The following is a 23,300-nucleotide window of genomic DNA, read 5'->3' as shown; positions in this document are numbered from 1 at the left end:
TTATTTCACTACTGGCTGTTGGTTGGCTGCAGCATCAATAACATCGACACCAACCGCCTGCGCGATTTTTTGATCAAACTCTGGACGGAAATATTTAATCGCACTCATTAGTGGTTCCATCGCACCTGGAGCATGCGCACAGAATGTTTTACCAATCCATAAGTCACGCGTTAGGCCTTCTAGTTTTTCTACATCGCCCACTTGCCCTTCACCATCATTGATGGCGGTAAGCAGTTTCACGCCCCACGGTAGACCATCACGGCATGGTGTACACCAACCGCACGACTCACGCTGAAAGAAAATCTCAAGGTTACGTAGTAATGGCACCATGTCTTGTGATTCATCGACGACCATAATCAGACCAGTACCCATACGGCTACCAGCGTTTTGAATGGTGTCAAAATCTACCACCACATCCAAATGTTCTGCGGTCAAAAAGTCAGTCGAGGCGCCGCCCGGTAACCATGCTTTCAGTGTTTTACCATCTTTCATACCACCCGCTAAATCTTCAATGATTTCGCGAGCTGTATAACCAAACGGTAATTCCCAAAGGCCTGGATCATTAACTAAACCTGAGCAGCCAAATAGTTTGGTGCCCGGCGTTTTACTTTTGCCTTTAATTTCAGATAACGACTGATACCATTCAACGCCGTGATTCAAAATCGCTGGCATATTACACAGAGTTTCAACGTTATTAACAACGGTTGGACGACCCCATGCACCAGAGATTTGTGGAAATGGCGGCTTAGTACGTGGGTTAGCACGGCGGCCTTCTAGACAATTAATTAGCGCTGTTTCTTCACCGCAGATATAACGTCCAGCGCCAGTATGCACATGCAGATTAAAACTAAAATCTGAGCCTAAAATGTTTTTGCCCATGAGATTGTTAGCTAAGCACTCTTCGATGGCAGCGACCAAACGCTCAGCGGCCAAGATATACTCACCACGGATAAAGATATAACCGTCAGTAGCGCCAATCGCATGAGCGGTAATTAGCATACCTTCGATCAGCTGAAACGGTAGACGCTCCATGAGCAGACGGTCTTTAAACGTGCCCGGCTCCATTTCATCCGCATTACAGATCAGATAACGCGGCAAACCGTCCGGCGGCGACATAAACGACCATTTAAGACCAGCATTAAAACCTGCACCACCGCGACCTCGAACATTGGCGGCTTTAATCATATTGCCGACGTCTTTAGGCGATTTGGATAGGGCTTCCTTTAGACCCGTAAAGCCTTTTAGAGACTCATAAGTGGCTAAATCAAGCACCGCATCATGATGCGCTAAACGCCAAGTCAAAGGCTTGGTTTCGCTAGTGGCTGTCGCTTTATCACCATAGATTGGAACACGCTGTGCATTTAGCTGGCTTGGCGCTTGGCCTTGACCGCGACGAGCAATTTGCTCTGAAATCGTTAAACTCATGCGTATAGCTCCAATAATTGCGCGACCTCAGATGGCTGGACAGGGCCGTAAGTGTCTTCATCAATCAGTACCGCTGGTCCCTTATCACAGTTGCCCAAGCAGCAAATTGGCAATAGGGTAAAACGTCCATCAGCAGTGGTTTGACCGTACTCTATACCCAGCTGCGATCTAATCTCAGCTGACAGCGCTTCATAACCTGTCAAATAACAAGCCACGGAGTCACATATGAGAATCACATGGCGACCGACAGGTTGGCGATAAATACGGTTAAAGAAAGTCGCAACCCCATCCATATCTGACATCGGAATGTCTAGGATATTGGCAATGGCATTTGCTTGCGCATCATCGACCCAGCCGTTACGCTTTTGCACGATTTTTAGCGCATCTAGCGAGGCGGCACGCGCCTGTGGGTAATGATGCATAAACTCATGAATGGCAGCGATTTCATCACTGGTGAGAATGCTTTCCACATCTACTTTTGGCATTTTGTCGGAAACAATTTTCATAATCTTCTGTCTTTCCTCACTCATCCTGCTCTATCACAAGCCAATATCAGTCTGATTGAAACTGTGGTTATATTGACGAGTGACAGCATTTTGGTGTGCCATCAGGCAATAATATATTGATGAACAAATACTTTTGAAGCAGCGGCTCTAACGATCACAATCCGCCATCACAATATCAATCGATGCTAGGTACATAATGGCATCAGAAACCAGCGAGCCATTGATGACCGATGGCATCTGCTGCAAATGCGCAAATGTCGGTGTACGGATACGGGTACGATAGCTCATCGTGGCCTTGTCTGAGGTGATGTAATAACTGTTCAGACCTTTAGTCGCCTCGACGATCGTCGTACATTCGCCCGCTGGCATCACAGGACCCCAAGATACTGAAATAAAGTGGTTAATCAGCGTTTCGATATCATTCAATGTACGGTCTTTTGGCGGAGGTACGGCCAGCGGATGATCCGCTTTGTAAGGACCTTGTGGCATATTGTCCATACATTGACGAATAATACGCAATGACTGACGCATCTCTTCAACTTTGACCATACAGCGATCATAAGCATCACCGTTGTAACCAACTGGCACTTCAAAATCGTAATTCTCATAGCCCATGTATGGACGTGCTTTACGCAAATCAAAGTCAACGCCTGTCGCGCGCAGACCAGCGCCCGTCACGCCCCAAGCAAGTGCTTGCTTAGCATTGTACTGAGCAACCCCTTGAGTACGGCCTTTGAGCACGCTGTTTTGCAATGCTGCTTTGACATACTCGTCCAGACGTTTTGGCATCCAATCTAAGAACTCACGTACCAAACGCTGCCAGCCACGTGGCAAATCAGCAGCAGTACCGCCGATACGGAACCAAGCGGGATGCATACGATAGCCAGTCACGGCTTCGATAACGTCATAGGCTTTTTGGCGATCGGTAAACATATAGAATACCGGGGTCATACCGCCCGCATCCTGAATGAACGTACCGACGAATAGTAAATTATTGGTGATACGGAAAAACTCGCTCATCATCACGCGGATAGTTTCAGCGCGCGGTGGAATGGTAATTCCAGCCAACTTTTCGACCGACATGATGTACGGCAGCTCATTCATTACGCCGCCCAGATAATCAATACGGTCGGTATAGGGAATAAATGAATGCCAAGTTTGACGCTCAGCCATCTTTTCTGCACCGCGATGGTGATAGCCGATATCAGGGATACAGTCGACGACTTCTTCGCCATCGAGCTGTAGCACCAAACGGAACGCACCGTGAGCAGAGGGATGGTTAGGACCGATGTTCAAGAACATAAAGTCTTCATCACGACCTGAACGCTTCATACCCCATTCTTCTGGGACAAAACGCAGGTTCTCTTGCTCGTATTGTTGCTTAGCAGTATTCAAGAAATACGGGGTAAATTCCGTCGCACGCGCATGATACTCTTTACGCAGTGGATGACCTTCCCAGTATTTCGGTAATAAAATACGGGTCAAATGCGGATGACCTGTAAAGACAATACCGAACATGTCCCACACTTCACGCTCATACCAGTTGGCGTTTGGCCAAATATTGGTGGCGCTCGGTACATTGACATCGTCTTCGCTCAGCGCGACCTTGATACGTACATCACTGTTGCGCTCAAGCGACATTAGGTGATAAAACACCGTAAAGTCACTGTCAGGTAAACCCGCGCGATGCTGGCGTAAACGCTCATCTATCGCTGATAAGTCAAATAGCATGACATAAGGTTTAGGCAGTTTGCGCAAGAATAAAAGAATATCTAATAAATCAGCACGAGCCACCCAAACCGTTGGAATCTCATCCACAGTCTGCTGCACGACAAATTTACCAGCATACTTTTGCTCCAGCTCTGTGATGACTGCTGGGACGGGCTTGATCTTAGGATCTATGTTTTCAACTACCGTGACCATGAATGATGTATTCCTTCATTAATCATAACTGAACTATGTTAGTCATAACCGAACTATGTCAACCATAACTAAGCTATGTTAATCATAACCGAACTATGATAAGCGCATAAAATATTGAAACTGTTGCTATAAGTCTAAATGCTGTTTGAAACTTAAATACTGTCTGGGCTACGCAAGTTTTTGACAGCGATACGATCTGCCTGCTTGCGGTCACGCTCAGGCGTCATTTGCGGCTGATAGATACCCTGCTCATTGACATGGATACCCAGCGGACGACGCTCTTTAGTAATAGATTCTTGTAACAACATCAAACCCTGAATAAGCGCTTCTGGACGCGGCGGACAACCTGGTACATAGACATCAACAGGGATAATCTTATCGACACCTTGTACGACAGAATAAATATCGTACATGCCGCCCGAGTTGGCACAGGCACCCATAGAGATAACCCATTTTGGCTCAAGCATTTGCTCGTATAGGCGCTGGATGACAGGGGCCATTTTGACAAAACAAGTACCAGCGACGATCATGACATCTGCCTGACGAGGCGAGGCACGAATAACCTCTGCCCCAAAACGTGACAAATCATGAACGGCGGTTAAGGTAGTAGCGTATTCAACATAACAGCAAGAAGTACCAAAGTTAAATGGCCACAGTGAGTTCTTACGCCCCCAGTTTGCTGTTGAATGAACGAGGTCTTCGAGACGACCCATAAAGACGTTTTTATTCACTTCATCTTCGATAGGATCATTGACCGTTTGACTGGTCTGTGCAGGATAGGTATCTGCATCGGGGTTGGCTTTTGTTAATGTGTATTTCATAACATACAACCTTCATATTAGGCTTGGCGTGGCAATCATCTTGCTCGCGCTGTCACCATAATTTTATTATTAATAAGTGGCTAATCATCAGCGATCATTAATACATACAGAACTGACGCCTTCATGCTTTGCTGCTCGTTTTTGCAAACGCTATAAGCTGAGCATCAACTGCTATTAACGTTCAGTTTTGTCCTGCTGAGCAGACGTTGCAAAATCCACAGAAGTAACGTTACCCGTGGTATTAATATGATCGATGTTTTGTAGATGACGACGATTGGTCTCAATATTGTTTGAGACATTGATTTGACCGGATGACTGCGCGGGCACTTTACCTGTCGGATCGACCATTAGCTCATGAGCACCATCAAACTTGGTAATGTCTGCCAAATTAAAGCCTGCAGGCGCCGCATATAAGCGTGCTTTTTTGCGTAGCTTGTCAGCAGGTGCCCAGTTCATCGCACCCAAGCTCAGCTCATAAATCAAACCGATAATCAGAATAGTGATAAACGTGCCAGCGGCGGCAAAGCCAAGCCAACCCGCCTCTCGTACCGAGACAGCATAAGCGTAAAGATATAACGCCTCTAGATCAAAAATCACAAAGAAGATTGCGACCAAATAAAATTTGGCAGACAAACGAATACGGGCGTTGCCAGATCCGACAACACCCGCTTCAAATACTTCTTCCTTTTGTGAGCCTTGAGAGCGACCGCCAAGTAAGCGCGGTACGACCAGCATAAAGACAACTAGCCCAATGGCGGCTAAGATAAAGGCAATGGCTGACCAATTAAAAGCAGACATGATAATACGTGCTCCTCACCCAATCGAGTGTTAGACACAGCGCAAGCACTGACCCACTCAGGCCATGTTGCGACAGGTATAACGCAGACGAAAACACAAAGTGACTTCATTTAAGTAATTGTCACTGCACTTCAGCAACTGTCACTGTGTTTAAGTAACTGTCATTGAGTCACATGTTAGGTATTTTGCTGGTAACAACCAATTATCAAGCTTATTGACGACGATGTCAGACGTGACCAACTGTAGAAATTCCGGTATGCGCGCGGATAAAGGCTGGTCGCCCAACGCATCTTCTAACAACGTAAGATCAACGTATTAAATCAATATCATATCTGACTGCTTACTTAATTGATTTAATAGCTCATTACACGTGGTCAACAATGACGTGACAACTGGCATAAATTATTTACGTACTATACGCATATCAGTGCCTAAAAGCTAGTTTTTAACTGTATTGAACGGTCACTTTCTGTGTAAAAAAAATGTGTTTTTTTTACTATGAATTATGATATAGACCTTACCTTATATTAACCCCAAATCCGTACTTTTGGCTATGAGCAAACACTGCCACGCTATTTGTCAAAAATCAAGTGTCCGAATACCCCACTTTCATCACCCAAGTCCTCCCCCAAAGTGAGCATTTTTGCTTTATAATGACCCACCAGATTTTTATGATATGCCATCATCAAACCTTAAATTCTATTATTCTTACAATAAAGATTATTAAAATATCGCAACGATACGAATTTTGATGATGCACGCTGCGTTTATCTATCTTTTTCATATCAGCGCTACCCTCTTTTTTGCTTTTGTCTTACAGGTCACGTTATGAGTCAACTCAATCCCAAACAACAAGAAGCCATGCTCTACGTATCTGGTCCATTACTTGTACTTGCAGGTGCTGGCTCCGGCAAAACCTCTGTGATTACGCGTAAGATTGCTTACCTAATCCAAGAATGTGACATGCCAGCTGAGCGCATCACCGCCGTGACCTTTACCAATAAAGCGGCACGTGAGATGAAAGCGCGGGTAAGCAAACTGCTACCAAGCGAAAAAATGCGCGGGCTAACGGTGTCGACCTTTCACCAATTTGGTCTACAGTTTTTGCGCTATGAGCTGATTCATACCCCGCTAAAAGGCAACTTTTCCATCATGGACAGCGATGACAGTAAGCGCCTCTTGATGGAGCTGATGATGCGTGACAACTTAAGCGGCGCTGAAAGTCGCGAGTTGGTCGGTAAAGCCATCAAAATGATTTCGGATTGGAAAAATGACTTGGTCGAGCCTGATAAGGCGATGGAAACGTTAGACGATCCAGAGGATATGATTTTCGCGACGTTATATGCGCTTTATGAGCGTAACTTGCGGGCCTATAATGCCGTCGATTTTGATGACTTGATTGTCTTGCCAACCAAAATATTGCGTGAAAATAGAGAACTGCGTGACAAGTGGCAGAACCGTATTCGTTATCTATTGGTCGATGAGTATCAGGATACCAATACCGCCCAGTATGAGATGATTAAGTATTTGGTCGGACCGCAAGGTCGCTTCACCGTGGTAGGTGATGATGATCAATCTATCTATGCATGGCGCGGGGCAAAGCCCGAAAACATGGCGCTACTAAAAGAAGATTTTCCAAAACTGAAAATCGTTATGCTTGAGCAAAATTACCGCTCAACCACACGTATCTTGACTTCTGCCAACGCCGTTATTCTTAATAACGAGCATTTATTTGAGAAAAAACTGTGGTCAGATAAAGGTCAAGGCGAAAAAATCCGCATTATTAATTGTCGTAATGACGACGATGAATCCGAGCGCGTGGCCAAAGAAATCGTCACGCATAAGCTGCGTTTTGGCAATGAGTGGGAACAGTATGCCGTACTGTACCGCAGTAACTTTCAAGCACGTATGCTAGAGGCACAGTTGCGCCAGCTGCAAGTGCCTTATAAGTTATCAGGCGGTCAGTCATTCTTTGCGCGTAGTGAAATCAAAGACATCATGGGGTATCTGCGTCTGATTCTGAATCCCGAAGATGACAGCGCGTTTTTGCGTATTATCAATACACCCAAGCGCGGTATGGGACCCGCCACGCTAGAAAAACTCGGCTTATTTGCGCAAGAGCACAGCATATCGCTATTGGCTTCTTGTACCCATGCTGGCCTGACTCATGTATTGCCGTCAAAGGCTTATGGTACGATAAAAGAGTTTGGTGAATTCATCGAGCACTATACGCGTGAGCTGGATCAACACCCAGACCCTGTGCCGATCGTACGCCAGATGATTGATGAGACGGGTTATATTGATTTTGTCCGTAGCGATGCCAAAACGCCGCAACAAGAAAAAAACCGTATCGATAATATCGATATGCTCTATACCAGTATTCAGTCCTTGATTAATCGTGCTGAAGAAGACGAAGACCGAACGATTGATACCATCATTCGTAAGCTGGTTTTGCTTGATATGCTCGAGCAACAGCAAGAAGAAGAGAACACTAACAAAGTTAACTTGATGACCTTACATGCCGCAAAAGGTTTGGAGTTCGATTTTGTTTATATCATGGGGCTCGAGGAAGAGATGCTACCGCATCGCAACTCCATTATGAGTGAGACGGTCGAAGAAGAGCGCCGTCTGATGTACGTGGGCATTACTCGTGCACGTCGTGAACTAACATTGACGCTCGCGACCCAGCGCCGTGCCGGTGGACAGATGCGCGTTACCTCAGAATCAAGATTTTTGGATGAGTTGCCTGAGGATCATATTGATTGGCCTGCCAAAGCGAAAAAGAAAAAAGCGACCAAAGACCCAGAGGCCGTCGCTGACGAATATCTGGCCAATATTCGAGCGTTACTGGGTAAGCGTTAATCTTAATCAAGACATTTAAGCACCTGAGTAATAAACACCTAAGTAAAATGCTTACGAGAACATGCTTTAGACTGCGCAAAAGGCGATTGTTATAATCGTCATTGTTATTGTTCTTTATATACTATAAAAAACTGACTGTAAAAACTTGGAACACTTATGCCTACCCCGACGCCCAATCAGGAACGAACTACCATTCTGTCAGGAGACTATAATTCGGCTGAATATAGTGCCGAATATAAGCTTCTGTATCTGCAGGGGTTGGTTGCTGATAAAGCATACGAGGCCATTACAGAGTTTTTGGAAAAGCAGTCCGAATATGAGATTGCCAACCTACTAGAGTCCTTCCCAACTCAAAACCGTCTGTTGATTTGGGCACAGGTGCCAGAGCACATCAAAGGAGAGGTACTTGCCGAACTAGATGTCGATACGCGCCAGCCGTTGATGGAGAACATTTCTTCTCAAGAAATATCGTTGTTTACCCAAGACCTTGATGCGCAAGATATTTCTGAGATTTTGGACACTGTCACTGAGAGCGTACGTACCTCAGTCATGGCAACGCTAGACGAAGAGACGCGAGTCCAAGTCAATAAGCTTGATACCTATGCCGACTGGGAAGTTGGTAGCTATATGGATCCCGATATTATCCAGATAAGAGATGATATCTATTTGGCGGATGTGCAAGAATGGCTGCGTGAAAACGACGACCTGCTCGATGACGAGAGCCAAGAGCTGCTCGTTGTCGATCAAAGCCAGCAATTACTAGGGCTACTGAGTCTAGTAGATTTAATTAAGCATAGACAAGATACCTTGGTCTCGGAGCTGATTGATACTGCCATTACAATTAATGATCGCTTAGACATCCAAGATGCCGCCGCGATTTTTCGTTCAGAAGACATCCGTTTTGCGCCCGTCATCAATAGCCATGGCGAGCTGGTTGGTCAATTAAACGGCGAAGACATCATGGAGATTATCCAAGATGATGTCGACAGCACCATGAAAAACCTTGCTGGTGTTAGCCAAGATGAAGAGTTGTTTGCCCCCATCCTAACCAGTGCTAAAAGCCGTAGCGTTTGGCTAGGTATCAATTTATGTACTGCCTTATTGGCCGCAGCAGTGATTGGACAGTTTGAAGAAGTACTAGCACAAGTCGTGGCGCTAGCGATATTGATGCCAGTAGTCGCCAGTATGGGCGGTATTGCTGGCTCGCAAACGCTGACGGTCGTTATCCGCGGGATGGCGATGGGTCAAATCGGTGGTTCCAACCGTGTCTGGCTGTTGAATAAAGAGCTCTGGGTGGGTGCGATAAACGGTATCATCTGGGCGATAATTATGGCGTTTATTGCTCAGTTATGGTTTCATGATATTAAGATCAGTGCCGTCATCGGTTTTGCCATTGCGATCAACATGACTGCGGCTAATGTCTCGGGGATCAGCATACCGCTGATGCTAAAACGGATGAATATCGACCCTGCTCTATCTGCTTCGGTTATCTTAACGACTGTCACGGATATCGTCGGCTTTATGTCCTTTTTAGGATTGGCCAGCGTGTTGATACTATAGCTGATTGCTGAATTGCTGAATTGCTGAATTGCTGAATTGCTGAATTGCTGAATTGCTGAATAATCAATGACTCAATCCAAATATAGAATTGTTATTTGTATAAAAATTTCGAATAAGATTTATTTAGACCTTAGTTCAAGGCCTTAGTTTTAAATCATAATTTAAAAACCATCAAATCGTTAAGTGAGTGTGTTATGCAAGCTGTACAAGTTAAAGTGGTAAACCCTAAAATTACTGAAGACGAAGCATTTTCTCTACCAACTCGTGCCACCGATGGTAGTGCAGGTATTGATTTACGCGCTTGCATCGATGAGCCATTAACGATTAAAGCAGGTGAAACCCATTTAATAGGTACAGGCCTTGCGGTTTATATTCAAGATCCTAATTATGCAGGTATGATTTTACCGCGTTCAGGTCTTGGCCATAAGCACGGTATCGTCTTGGGTAACTTGGTTGGACTAATTGATGCCGACTATCAGGGCGAGCTGATGGTTAGTATTTGGAACCGCAGTAGCGAAGACTTTGTTCTTAACCCAAGCGATCGAATGGCACAGTACATCGTGGTGCCTGTTGCTCGTCCTGAGTTTGAAGTGGTTGCAGAATTCAGTGATGAAAGCGTACGCGGTGCAGGCGGGTTTGGACACTCAGGTCGTCAATAATAGCTATTTTGACGGTCAATTCTGCTAGTAATTTTTAGATAGCCTTCAAGGTTTTGCTTAAGCTATATATAAAACCTTGCACTATTCATTTTTATTTATCATTGAACATCTATCACGGTTATAAGGAGAGTAAGCAATGCCACCTTTTGCGGCGCAGCAATCCTTATTCCGTGCTTATGATATTCGTGGTGCCAACCAGTATTTCACTAGTAGTTTTATACAAGCGTTAGGCGATGCTTTTGCTGTTCTCTACAATGCCCAAGATAGCCAACCGACTCAAAACATCAATGCTAATGCCTCTGTTGAGACTAAGCAGAATGTTGTCGTTATTGGTTATGATATGCGTATTGGTAGTGAAGCCATTGCCCATACACTCTCTACTGTATTAGCTCATCATGGTTTACGCGTAATCCAATTAGGCCTAATCACCACGCCGATGATGGCATTTTGGGCAATGCAATATCAAGGTCATGGCATTGTCGTAACTGCTAGCCATTCTGCCAAAGACATACTAGGCATTAAATGGTTGGTGAATAACAAGTCCCCTAGTAGCTCAGAGATACAGACTCTCTATCATCAGCTAACCGCCCATCATAGTTGTCACGCTTATCCAGATAATCAAGCTAACAATCTTATCTGGTTTTCAGAAGGCATTAAAGATATTAAGAGTAGCCACGATTCAGAATTACCAATTGACTTGCTTGAGCAACTACCTACTCATCAAGTAGCAAACGTTTATATCGATGCTATTGCGCAGGTATTTGAAAAATTATTTCAGCACAATCACTCGGCAACTGCAGCCAATCAGAAAAGCGCTTATAAACTTGATTTGGTCGTGGTTATTGACTGTATGCACGGTGCAACTGGTAGCATCGCTCAGCGCTTATTTGAACGTTTTTGCCGACATGTTATTTTTCTCAATGACATACCCGATGGCAACTTTCCCCTTGGTAATCCAGACCCTACCGAACCAAATCGCCTAAACGAATTGCAACAAGCCATTGTTTTGCACGCAGCAGATATAGGCTTGGCGTTTGATGGCGATGGCGATCGTTTGATGATCGTTGATAATAACGGCAAAATAGTTACGCCCGATCATTTGCTCTATCTATTGGCACGTATTGCTATTACTGAACATCCTAATTCTCTTAGCGACTCTTTATTAGCATCTGAAGTTCTTTTCGATATTAAGTGCGCCCATCATTTGCCAAGACTGTTATCTGAGCTTGGTACTACACCTGTGATTAGCAAGACTGGCAGCAGCTTTATGCGCCAACAGGTACAGCATCCTGACAATCAGATTGTCTTCGCTGGTGAATTATCAGGGCATTTCATCTTTAATGACAGCCGCTTTATCCCTTATGATGATGCGATGTATGCTGCATTACGGTTGCTGCATTGGCTTGACCAAACTCATAATGATGTTAATGATAAAAAACAACTATCAGATATCATCCAAAGCTTGCCTACTATTGTCAGTACTGCTGACCATTACTTGCCAATGCCGCAGACGGCTACTACCGACTGCTCACTTGTAGAGCAATTAACGAGATTTTGTCATTACTTGCAGTATCTAGTAGATATGTCTACTCATACTGATTCTTCATACAGTCAGCAGCTAAAAGATGCTTGCCTGCCCGCCACAACATGCAAGTCATCAGCGTGTACTTGCGCTACTGCGAAGGCGCAAATAGCATTAAAACAGACGCATGAATTATTACCTATGGGAACCAAGCTGAGCTGTATCGATGGTGTGCGCTTGGATTTCGCGCATGGCTTTGGGGTACTGCGTCAATCAAATACCAGTAATAGCCTGACCGCGCGCTTTGCAGGCGACAGTATAGATGACCTAAAAGATATTCAGGCGACATTTGCCACTTTATGCCGACCATTTAACACAGCGCTAGCAGAACAAATTCTTGCTATTCCTGCGGAGTAGCCTCATAAAACACATAACTGTTTCATTAGACATAGTAGAAAAACAACCAATTTAAAACCGGCCCTTAGGAGTTTGTAATGACGCTTAATTTAGATGATGCCAAAAACACCGCTGAAGTATTGACCACTGCTCTGCCCTATATCCAGCGTTTTGTTGATAAACTCATAGTCGTAAAATACGGCGGCAACGCCATGACCGACCCTGAGCTTGAGAGCTCATTTGCTCGCGATATCGTTTTGCTAAAGACAGTCGGTATGCATCCAGTAGTCGTACATGGTGGCGGCCCACAAGTTGACAACCTCCTAAAAGAGCTCGGCCGTCAATCAGACCGTATCGATGGCATGCGTGTCACTGACAAAAGCACCATGGATATCGTAGAGATGGTCTTGGGCGGTAGCGTCAACAAATCGATTGTTAGCCTGATTAACAAACACGGTGGTCGCGCGATTGGTCTTACAGGTAAAGATGCCAACTTAATTCAGGCGAAAAAACTGATGATGGAAAAAATTGGCGCAGATGGTATCGCTGTACCCGTTGATTTAGGATTTGTCGGTGATGTGGTCAGCGTCAATAAAGACGTGATTAACATGTTGATTGCCTCTGATTTTATCCCTGTAATCGCACCACTTGGCGTTGACGCTGAAGGCAATACCTATAATATCAATGCGGATTTAGTCGCAGGTAAAGTAGCGGAGTTTTTACAAGCAGAAAAGCTGATGCTATTAACCAATATCAAAGGCGTATTGGGCCGTGATGGCGAAGTGGTGACTGGACTCACGCCAAAGAAAGTCGATAGCTTAATCGAAGACGGTACTATCTCAGGCGGTATGATTCCTAAAATTCAATGTGCGCTTGATGCGGTACGTAGCGGCGTCAAAAGCGCGGTAATCGTTGATGGCCGTGTTCCTCATGCGACCTTACTTGAGATTTTCACCAACGAAGGGGTTGGTACGCTTATCAGTCGCGAAATAGATTCATCGTTGAGCTAGAAAAATATAGCAATACTAAATGTAAAAAAGCTAAGTGTAGAAAAGCCCGAGCTGATATAAATGCTCGGGCTTTTTTGTGCATTTTTATACTTAACAAATAAGCCTAGCTTAATTTTTATGGATTAAACTTACGAAAAAACTTTATCAAACTCAGATTCATCGAAGCCGCATAGTAATACTGCTTGATCTTTATCTGCCAACTGACCTTCTACAATTGGGCGTTTAATCATACTGGTATTTTCCACGAGTAAATCTATCGCGGTGTCTACACTAGCATCAGCCGCTTGCTTTTGACTATCGTCTAGCTTGCGCCATGTTGTACCACGCTTATTCAACACTTTGTCGATACCTAGCTCATTTACCCAGCGCTGTACTGTTTCTTTATCAATACCTTGTTTTTTATAATCGTGAAAATCGTAGCTGATATCTAATTCGTCTAGCTTAGTAAACGCTTTTTTCATCGTGCTACAAGACTTGATACCGTAAATGGTGATGATCATGATAAATCCTCATAAATATTCATTAATTTGTCTATTATACCTAAGGCTGACTGGATATAGAGAATGCATTACTTTTAATCGTCAAACCTAGTAAGCAACTGCATCATATCGTCGCAATTTTCGCCAAATTACGCTATGCTATGGCATTGTCAAATTCCACCTATTTTGATCAGTATTAAACAAATCCGTATTAAATAAATCAGTATCAACCAATTTCGAGCCGACTATGAGCAACGCCGTGACAGCAGACCAAACAGAAAACAACTATTATAACCCACAAGCGATAGAAGCCGCGCAGCAAACCAAATGGGCCACTGACAAGCGCTTTGAAGTAAGCAATGAGCCAAGCGACAAGCCAAGCCGTTACATGCTGTCGATGTTCCCTTATCCAAGTGGTAAGCTGCATATGGGCCACGTCCGTAACTATACGATTTCTGACGTATTGAGCCGTTATTATCGTCTCAAAGGCTATGAAGTCATGCAACCAATGGGTTGGGATGGTTTTGGCTTGCCAGCAGAAAACGCAGCAATTGCTAACCAGACGCCACCCGCTGCATGGACATTTGCCAATATTGACAGCATGCGCGCGCAGCTTAAATTGCTAGGCCTGTCTATTGACTGGTCACGTGAATTTGCCACTTGTAGCCCTGAGTATTATCAGTGGGAGCAGTGGTTATTCCTGCAATTGTACAAAAAAGGCTTGGTCTACAAAAAGCTGTCGACGGTCAATTGGGATCCTGTTGACAACACTGTCTTAGCAAACGAACAAGTCATCGATGGCAAAGGCTGGCGTAGTGGTGCTGCGGTCGAAAAACGCGACATCCCAATGTATTACTTCAACATCACCGATTATGCCGATGAGCTGTTGGATGATTTGGATCAGCTAGAGGGTCACTGGCCCTCTGAAGTACTAACCATGCAGCGCAACTGGATTGGTCGTAGTGCTGGTATGGAAGTGCACTTCCCTTATGAGCTTGCTGGTGAAGCAAACACCTTAGATGTGTTCACCACTCGCCCTGACACCTTGATGGGTGTGACTTACGTCGCTGTTGCCGCAGAGCATCCACTTGCACAGTACGCCTCTGAGCAGGATGACGCAATCGCTCAGTTCTGTGCCCTTTGCAAAAAAGGCTCAGTAGCTGAAGCAGATTTGGCCAAAGCTGAAAAAATCGGTATGGATACAGGCCTCACTGTGACGCATCCTTTAACTGGTGAAGAAGTGCCAGTGTGGGTTGCCAACTACGTATTGATGAGCTACGGCTCAGGCGCAGTTATGGCAGTACCTGCTCATGATGAGCGTGACTATGAATTTGCGGTTAAGTACGACCTACCAATCAAACAGGTCATCAATACCCCTGATGGCTATTTTGATGAGCTAAAAGCAGAGGCAAAAGCGAACGATAGTGAAGTCAATCTTGCTTATACTGAACGCAATACCTTGGTTAATTCAGGTGAGTTTGACGGTCTAGACTTTGAGCAAGCGTTTGAAGCAATGCTAGCCAAACTTGAGCCAAAAGAGCTGGCTAAGAAAAAAATCCAATATCGCCTACGTGATTGGGGTGTCTCTCGCCAGCGTTATTGGGGCTGCCCTATCCCAATGATCAACTGTGAGCATTGTGGTACGGTGCCTGTTGAAGAGCAAGACTTACCAGTTGTGTTGCCAACCGACGTCGTACCTGATGGTCGCGGTAATCCACTTAAAAATATACCAGAGTTTGTCAATACCACTTGTCCTAAGTGTGGTAATCCTGCTGAGCGTGAGACCGATACCTTTGATACCTTTGTAGAGTCAAGCTGGTACTATGCACGTTTTGCTAGCCCAAATGATGCACAAAACATGGTCAACAAGTCTGCTGCCAATAAATGGTTGCCTGTTGATCAATACGTCGGCGGTGTCGAGCATGCGGTGATGCATCTATTGTATGCACGTTTCTTCCATAAGCTGATGCGTGACGAAAACTTAGTCACAGGCGACGAGCCATTTGCCAATCTAATGACCCAAGGCATGGTACTCGCTGGTACGTTCTACCGCGTCAATGCGGATGGCAGTACGACCTACTATTTTGTAGAAGATATCGATATTGACTTTAACGAACGCGGTCAACCAATCAAAGCTATCTTGAAGTCAGACGGCCAGCCAGTCACGATTGGCAAAATCGAAAAAATGTCTAAGTCAAAAAACAATGGCGTAGACCCGCAGCTAACCATTGATAAATATGGTGCTGATACGGTTCGTCTATATACGCTATTTACTGCGCCTGCGGATCAAACGCTTGAATGGTCAGATGACGCGCTAAAAGGCCCTTATAACTTTGTGAAAAAAGTATGGCGAATTGCAACCGACCATATGCAAGCGCTAACGGCCGCCAATATCAGCATTGATACGCTTAACCGTGCTACCTTGAACACAGACGGTCTAAGCAAAGAAGCCAAAAACTTACGTCGTAAAACGCACGAAACGATTGCTAAGATTGACAGTGATTTGGGTAATCGTCTGGCATTGAACACGCCAGTATCAAGCCTGATGGAACTTGCTAATGAGCTGACTAGCTTTAACGCTAGTAATGAGCAAGAGCTACACGTCAAACACGAAGCATTGACCAATCTGCTAATTATGCTATCTGTATACGCGCCGCACGTTGGCGAGCATCTGCTTGAGCAGTTAGGTCTTGATACCTTAACGTTGGACTACCCAACCGTGGATGAAAGTGCGCTGGTACAGGACATGATCACCATGGTGGTACAGGTCAATGGTAAGATGCGTGGTAAGATGGATGTCGCACCAAACAGCGATCCTGAGCAGCTAAAAGAGCAAGCTCGCACTATGGAAAGTGTGGCAAAATTCATCACTGGCGAGATCAAAAAAGAAATCGTCGTTCCTAATAAATTGGTTAACATCGTGGTTGTAGGCTGAGGTATCTTGAGCTAAGTATTTTAGGCTTAGTGCTCTAAGCCTTCTTATCATATGAGGATAGCGTTTATGTCATACAAGCATCGAGCTGAGCAGGCGCAACCAGAATCAAGCGCACACAGCCTAGCTAACAAAAAGTCCCATGGCCAAAAGCTCGGAGCAGTCTTACTTGCCACGCTGCCAATGTTTGCAGTGGTAGGTGCAGCCGCTGCTCTTAGCGGCTGTGGTTTCCAGCTGCGTGGCTACGACTCAGCGATGCTGCTTGACGTCGAAAAAACAGCGGTCATCATCGAAGACAATCGCACCTCCTTCCCGCTGAAACTACCATTGACGCGTCGCCTAAAGACGTTAGGTGTCGATGTTATTAGTAATATGAGCTCAGAAGAAGTTGCCCGCAATAACCAACAAGCAGGGGCTGAGTCTATTGCCGCTATCGACATCCGTAATGTACGTTTTAAACGTTACGAATTGGTTGGCGTATTAACAGAGATTCGCTTGGTACTATCAGCAGATGTCAGCTATCAAACGATGGAAAATGGTAAGCCTGTAACACTAAGCAACCCCATTCAGGTCGAGCGAAGCTATCAGTACAACGAAGCCTCTGTTAGTACTGACGATCAGCAAGGCGATCAGACTCGCGATTGGCTCTATGATACTTTAGCTCGCCGTATCACTGACCAGTATGTTGCTATCTCGCTTCCTAAAGTCGCACCTGCTGCCAAGCAGTCTGTGCAAATGAATAAAGGTGTGACACCAACCGTTGTCGTCGTACCACAACCGTAATAGTTAGTCGTTCTGATTATCAAACGATACCATTTCTAGAAGAATGAGTAGCAAACTAAGCGAGTGTAAGTACTACATTGAGTAGACTAAGCTAGCTTGACACTGCTAATCATATTTTAGAACTGGTATTACCTGCTCATCAATCTGTGTAACACCACACTATGCAAGATACTTTCATAAAAGCCTATCCAAAACTACTGCAGCCTTCGGTTGCGGTAGCCGGCTTGTGGCTGGCGCACGGTGACGAGCCACTACTGAGTCAATGGTTGATAGATGCGCTGCGTCCACACTGGCGCGCGCAGAATTACGCAATCAAACGTATAGAGCTAATTTCCGTCAAGAGCTGGCAAGAAGTACTGTCAGAGCTTGGCAGCCAGTCTCTATTTGATGATGCCAGTGCCTTAATCGTGACGGGCAACCATAAACCTGACAAAGCAGTTATCGCCGAGCTGGAACGTTTTGCGGTCGAGGCACAAGCTGGCACACACGGTCATAGTGTGTTGTGGCTCACACCTAAGCAAGACAAACGCAGCCAGAGCAGCAAATGGTTTGCTCCTTTTGCACAATATGGCAATGTCATTGATTGCAATTTGTATAATGAGCAGCAGCGCCAACAGCTACTACAAATACAAGCTCAGAAGTTTGGCTTGCGACTGTCTCAAGAGGCGTGGCAGCTACTCATGTCACACACTGAGCATCATTTGCTAAGTGCTTATCAAACCCTATGGCGACTGTCCTATTTGTTTGCACCGCAGCTAGTTATTAATAACAGTACTAGTGAAAATAGTGCTACTGACACAATTGCCGAGCGATCTAATAGCTTTTCACAACCTGCGAATAATGTGGCATTGGATATTGCAGACCTACAAGCAGCGTTAGTGAGCGATGCGCAGTTTAGTGTGTTCGATTTGTCTGATGCGATGCTTGCGGGCAATAGTACGCAGGTCGCCAAAATCATATTTCAGCTAAAGTCGACCGATGAGCCCACTACTTTAGTGCTCTGGGCTATTAGCAAAGACATGCGTCAAATCATTCAACTTATGGACGGTCAAGACCCTCAAGCATTGGGCATTTGGCGTAGTAAGCAAGGGTTATATCAGCAAGCCTGCCGCCGTCAGTCAAAACAACAAACGAGCGAATGGCCTGCCCTGCTTTACCGCTGTGACCAAGCTATCAAAGGACTTATACGCCAGCCAGCATGGGAGCTATTATTGCAAGCAGCATTGGAGCTCGCAGGTAAGCGTTTATTTGCCATGCGCTAAGGCTAACCTGTCACCGACTTTTATTGTTGCGCTTAGCCACGAGTTATCCATCTCTTCTCTTACTGATTTATACGTTTTTCTGACTGGTTTATACATTTAAACGCTATAAATCCAGATTCTACTACCCTATCTTGTTCTCCTATAATCTCCGTTTTATTGATTTTTAGTAAGCATTTCTTTTTTGTACCTGTCTCTATTCTTGGCTACCTTAACCTTTCGTAAACTAATTTCCATTCCCTTTTGTAGGTGAAGTCTCTACTATATCTACACTTGATTTAATTGTGATTGGATTGTTGTCATGCGCAAAATAAGCAAAAAGTCTGCTATCAAATGGGGTGTCATCACCTTAATTATCGTAGCATTAGGGGCTTTGGCCTATACTTTCTTAAAACCAGAAGAAACCACACCTAACTATCTAACCGCAACCGTTGAAGTCGGTGATATTGAAAACAATGTCATGGCATCTGGTAAAGTAAAAGCGTTAAATACCGTCGATGTAGGGGCTCAGGTATCTGGTGAAGTAAAACGCCTGTACGTTGAAGTCGGTGACGAAGTCAAACAAGGCGATTTGATTGCGCAGATTGATCAAGTGACTCAGAAGAACAGCCTGAGCAATGAACAAGCCAGTCTTGAACAAAGCGAAGCCGCGCTACAAAGTGCGCAAGCAGAATCGTTAAGCAAACAAGCCAGTCTAAAAAGTGCCTATGCCGATCTTGCCAGCCGTCAGTCTGAGCTGAAACAAGCCCAGTCTGATTTTGCGCGCTTGCAAGACTTAGTCGCTATCGACGCTATCTCGCAGCAAGAATATGATACGCAAGCGACCAGTGTCGAGACCGCAAAAGCAGCCGTTGCCAATGCACGTGCGGCTATCGATACAGCAAAAGCCGCGATTGCGACTACCGAAGCCAATATCAACAGTCAGCAAGCAGCATTGCGCAAATCACGAACCAACGTCAGTACTGCTGAAGAAGATTTGAGCTATACCACGATTCGCGCACCGATATCAGGTACCGTCGTTTCTATTACCACTGAGCAAGGCACTACGGTTAACGCCAACCAAACGGCGCCAACACTAGTGACACTAGCAGATTTATCGACCGTACGTATTAATGCGCAAATCTCGGAAGCTGACGTTATCAATGTCAATGCTGGTATGCCCGCTTATTTCAACATCATCGGTAATCCAGACCAGCAGTATGATGCGACGTTGACGGCTATCGAGCCTGCCCCAGAGCAAATCAGTAGTACCAGCTCAACAGACGCCGCTATCTATTATGTCGGCTACGTAGAAGTACCGAACCCTGACCGCTTGTTCCGCATTGATATGACCGCACAGATTTATATCATCGTTAACGAAGCCAAAAACGCTCTGTTAGTACCGTCAACAGTGATACAAGAAAAACGCTCTAAAGGTAAAGAAAAAGGCAAAGCAGCCACCGGTAAGTTTGTACGTGTATTAAAAGAGGATGGAACCGTAGAAGAGCGTACTGTAGAAGTCGGTATCGATAACCGAGTAAATGCGCAAATCTTAAGCGGTCTGAAAGAAGGTGAAGAAGTAATCATCAGTGAAGAAAGCGGTAAGAAGTCAGGTAGCGGCCGTATCCCTGGTGGACCTCGAATGTAACTTGCTCTTTGACTATGTTGAATAAAAAAGGGCTCGTTAAACATAGCAGCCCTTTCATAACAACACTATAACGCTTATTAGCCTTTATTAAAGACACTGCTATGACTATATCTCAATCTCCTAAACCGTCGACTGAAGATAGCTCTGAAAGTAGCACGGCTCAAAACTTAGGGTCACACACTTCTGCTAACCTTTCAAACAGCTCAGATAACTTAAATAACTTAGACAGCTCAGATAGTTTCGATAACTTAAATAATCCGGCAAAAACCAATACCGTTAATCACCCTGCACCAGACAAGCCTATTATGGAGTTGTCTGGCATTATCAGAGAGTTCCCTGCTGGTGAGCAAACTATTCGCGTCTTGCATGATATCAATCTAACTATCAATCAAGGTGAGATGGTTGCCATCATTGGACAGTCAGGCTCTGGTAAGTCTACCTTGATGAATATTTTAGGTTGTCTTGATCAAGCCACTGCTGGCGATTATAAGATTTACGGTCAATCTGCCCGTAAGCTTGATGCCGATCAGCTAGCAGAACTGCGCCGTGAGCACTTTGGGTTTATTTTTCAGCGCTACCATTTGCTTGGTGATATCAGTGCCAAAGACAACGTCGCCGTCCCTGCCGTATATGCAGGCATGGATACCGAGGCACGCACCAATCGTGCTGAGAAGTTACTAACGGATTTGGGGCTTGGCAATAAGGTCAACAACCGTCCCAATCAGCTCTCAGGTGGACAGCAACAGCGCGTTTCTGTTGCTCGTGCACTGATGAATGGTGGTGACGTGATCTTGGCAGATGAGCCAACGGGTGCCCTAGATAGTAAATCTGGCGAAGACGTCATGGCGATTTTGCATGACCTCAGCGCACAAGGCCATACCATTATTATGGTCACTCACGATCCAAAGCTAGCGGCACAAGCAGAGCGTGTGATTGAGCTAAAAGATGGCTATGTCATCGCTGATTATCAAACTGAGCATTACAAGCACACAGACAAAAAACCAGAATCTATCCTTGGTGAACATCGTAAAAGTGCCTTTGGTAGCTTTATCGATCGACTGCTTGAAGCATTTAAAATGTCTTTGCTTGCCATGCGCGCGCATAAGATGCGTACCCTACTGACTATGCTCGGCATTATCATCGGTATCGCTGCGGTTGTATCTATCGTAGGTCTTGGACAAGGTTCTCAGCAGCAAATCCTCGCTAATATTAGCTCGTTAGGTACTAATACCATCACCGTCAATGATGGCTACCCTAGAGGCGACCCTAGACGACGCTATAACGATGACAACTTGACGCCGGAAGACGCAGAAGCGGTCGGCAATCAGCCATATATTATCAGCGTTAGCCCTCAGGTAAATGCTAACTCTAGCGTGCGCTATCGAAGTATACAAGAGGATGCTACCGTTAACGGCGTTGGTGAAGACTATCTAACCGTCACTGGTGAGACATTGGCATTGGGTCAAGGGTTTGATGAAAAAAGCGTCACATTACGTAGTCAAGATATCATCATCGATGACAATGCCAAGCAGACCTTTTTCTCAGATATTGATAATCCTGTTGGAGAGGTGATATTGGTTGGTAGTGTGCCTGGGCGCGTGATTGGCGTCCTCGAAGAGAGCGATGGTGGCTTTGGCCCCAGTGTGACGACGCCTACTATCTATATGCCTTATACTACGGTGATGTCGCGTGTCACGGGTAGTACCAATATTGACCGCTTTGTGGCGTTGTTAGATGACAGTATCTCCTCCAGTGCCGCAGAGACGGCCATCTCTGACTTGATAGAGAGTCGCCATGGTAAAGATGACTTTGAGTTGCGCAATTCAGACTCTATCCGTCAAACGATCGAATCGACGACAGGCACGATGACCCTGCTTATTTCATCAGTCGCGGTTATTTCATTGATCGTCGGCGGTATTGGGGTAATGAACATTATGCTCGTTTCTGTCACCGAGCGCACCAACGAGATTGGTGTACGTATGGCAGTAGGCGCACGTCAGAGCGATATCATGCAGCAGTTCCTCATTGAGGCCGTTTTGGTCTGTATCTTAGGGGGACTGATTGGTATTGGACTGGCCTTTGCCATTGGCGAGCTGATCAATAGCGTGGGTGGTGATAATTTCAAAGTTATCTATTCATCAACCTCTATTATTGCGGCTTTTGTTTGTTCGACGTTAATTGGCGTGGTATTTGGATTCTTGCCAGCGCGTAATGCTGCCAAATTAGATCCTGTTGAAGCACTTTCTCGAGACTAATAATCGATTATTGACTCGCTTTAGCCAAAAATAGAGCAGTCAATATCGATATAATGGCAAAAATTTAAAGAAACTGGAATAAATTGGCAATTTTATAAGAGAATTACACTTTTTTTATCATGTGGGGTTGTAATTGTCATAATAATATATATAATGTGCTCTCACGTTTAGGGATACAAACACTTTAAACGTTAGGGCTGTTAGCTCAGTTGGTAGAGCAGTTGACTTTTAATCAATTGGTCCCGCGTTCGAGTCGCGGACAGCCCACCATATTTAGTTTAATCTTTATTAATCGTTCTGCCCTATCCGGTAGTAGACTGATAAAGGTAAGTTTAAAAAACATCGTTAAGATGTTTAGTTTTAGAAAGTTCTTTAGTTAGAATTTTCTCTTGCAGAGTTAAAAAGCATCGCTTTTTTATATACTCTTCAGGGCTGTTAGCTCAGTTGGTAGAGCAGTTGACTTTTAATCAATTGGTCCCGCGT

Annotated in this window: 16 protein-coding genes and 1 tRNA gene; 11 read left to right on the top strand and 6 right to left on the bottom strand. The window is 45.0% G+C overall.

What is annotated here, in order from left to right; all coding sequences use genetic code 11:
* From nuoF to ndhC, 5 genes are all read right to left on the bottom strand, one after another.
* Entirely contained in the window at window positions 1-1,425 is a 1,425-nt protein-coding gene (gene nuoF / locus V6252_RS00085) for an NADH-quinone oxidoreductase subunit NuoF (protein ID WP_341608812.1), read from the bottom strand.
* Window positions 1,422-1,931 carry an NADH-quinone oxidoreductase subunit NuoE gene (nuoE, locus tag V6252_RS00080; RefSeq protein ID WP_057758927.1) on the bottom strand — a complete coding sequence of 170 codons (510 nt, stop codon included), beginning with the start codon at window positions 1,929-1,931 and terminating at the stop codon, window positions 1,422-1,424. Before nuoE ends, nuoF begins: the two co-directional genes overlap by 4 nt.
* A gap of 147 nt (window positions 1,932-2,078) precedes the next feature.
* Window positions 2,079-3,854 carry an NADH-quinone oxidoreductase subunit C/D gene (nuoC, locus tag V6252_RS00075; protein ID WP_057758925.1) on the bottom strand — a complete coding sequence of 592 codons (1,776 nt, stop codon included), beginning with the start codon at window positions 3,852-3,854 and terminating at the stop codon, window positions 2,079-2,081.
* Window positions 3,855-4,006: 152 nt separating this feature from the next.
* A complete protein-coding gene (locus V6252_RS00070; RefSeq protein WP_101206265.1) occupies window positions 4,007-4,675 on the bottom strand; it encodes a NuoB/complex I 20 kDa subunit family protein in 669 nt (222 codons plus the stop codon).
* Between the two features lie 174 nt (window positions 4,676-4,849).
* Window positions 4,850-5,473 (bottom strand): NADH-quinone oxidoreductase subunit A, encoded by a 624-nt coding sequence (ndhC, locus tag V6252_RS00065; protein ID WP_102091044.1) that lies wholly within the window; start codon window positions 5,471-5,473, stop codon window positions 4,850-4,852.
* Between the two features lie 828 nt (window positions 5,474-6,301).
* Between ndhC and V6252_RS00060 the strand changes: the two genes are divergently transcribed.
* From V6252_RS00060 to argB, 5 genes are all read left to right on the top strand, one after another.
* Entirely contained in the window at window positions 6,302-8,335 is a 2,034-nt protein-coding gene (locus V6252_RS00060; protein WP_114700718.1) for a UvrD-helicase domain-containing protein, read from the top strand.
* Window positions 8,336-8,491: 156 nt separating this feature from the next.
* Complete coding sequence (gene mgtE, locus V6252_RS00055) at window positions 8,492-9,895, top strand: magnesium transporter (protein ID WP_341608811.1); 1,404 nt, start codon at window positions 8,492-8,494, stop codon at window positions 9,893-9,895.
* A gap of 194 nt (window positions 9,896-10,089) precedes the next feature.
* Entirely contained in the window at window positions 10,090-10,554 is a 465-nt protein-coding gene (dut, locus tag V6252_RS00050) for a dUTP diphosphatase (protein ID WP_341608810.1), read from the top strand.
* A 136-nt stretch (window positions 10,555-10,690) separates the two neighbouring features.
* A complete protein-coding gene (locus V6252_RS00045) occupies window positions 10,691-12,493 on the top strand; it encodes a phosphomannomutase (protein WP_341608809.1) in 1,803 nt (600 codons plus the stop codon).
* Between the two features lie 77 nt (window positions 12,494-12,570).
* Window positions 12,571-13,482 (top strand): acetylglutamate kinase, encoded by a 912-nt coding sequence (argB, locus tag V6252_RS00040; RefSeq protein WP_057758912.1) that lies wholly within the window; start codon window positions 12,571-12,573, stop codon window positions 13,480-13,482.
* 128 nt (window positions 13,483-13,610) lie between these two features.
* Here the strand turns inward: argB and V6252_RS00035 are convergent, their stop codons facing one another.
* Complete coding sequence (locus V6252_RS00035) at window positions 13,611-13,982, bottom strand: arsenate reductase (protein ID WP_341608808.1); 372 nt, start codon at window positions 13,980-13,982, stop codon at window positions 13,611-13,613.
* Window positions 13,983-14,208: 226 nt separating this feature from the next.
* Between V6252_RS00035 and leuS the strand changes: the two genes are divergently transcribed.
* From leuS to V6252_RS00005, 6 genes are all read left to right on the top strand, one after another.
* Window positions 14,209-16,896 carry a leucine--tRNA ligase gene (gene leuS, locus V6252_RS00030; protein ID WP_341608807.1) on the top strand — a complete coding sequence of 896 codons (2,688 nt, stop codon included), beginning with the start codon at window positions 14,209-14,211 and terminating at the stop codon, window positions 16,894-16,896.
* Window positions 16,897-16,962: 66 nt separating this feature from the next.
* Entirely contained in the window at window positions 16,963-17,676 is a 714-nt protein-coding gene (locus tag V6252_RS00025) for a hypothetical protein (protein ID WP_341608806.1), read from the top strand.
* Window positions 17,677-17,837: 161 nt separating this feature from the next.
* Window positions 17,838-18,938: a DNA polymerase III subunit delta gene (locus V6252_RS00020; RefSeq protein ID WP_341608805.1), complete on the top strand. Its 1,101-nt coding sequence runs from the start codon at window positions 17,838-17,840 to the stop codon at window positions 18,936-18,938.
* A 298-nt stretch (window positions 18,939-19,236) separates the two neighbouring features.
* A complete protein-coding gene (locus tag V6252_RS00015) occupies window positions 19,237-20,562 on the top strand; it encodes an efflux RND transporter periplasmic adaptor subunit (protein WP_341608804.1) in 1,326 nt (441 codons plus the stop codon).
* A 305-nt stretch (window positions 20,563-20,867) separates the two neighbouring features.
* On the top strand, window positions 20,868-22,817 hold the full coding sequence (locus tag V6252_RS00010; protein WP_341609143.1) for a MacB family efflux pump subunit: 1,950 nt from the start codon (window positions 20,868-20,870) through the stop codon (window positions 22,815-22,817).
* 194 nt (window positions 22,818-23,011) lie between these two features.
* Window positions 23,012-23,087 (top strand) — tRNA-Lys (locus tag V6252_RS00005).
* Window positions 23,088-23,300 lie beyond the last annotated feature (213 nt).

Source organism: Psychrobacter proteolyticus (genome assembly GCF_038155145.1).
Classification (GTDB): domain Bacteria; phylum Pseudomonadota; class Gammaproteobacteria; order Pseudomonadales; family Moraxellaceae; genus Psychrobacter; species Psychrobacter proteolyticus_B.
The sequence above is the reverse complement of the archived record's forward strand: the minus strand, read 5'-3'. Positions and strand labels throughout refer to the sequence as shown.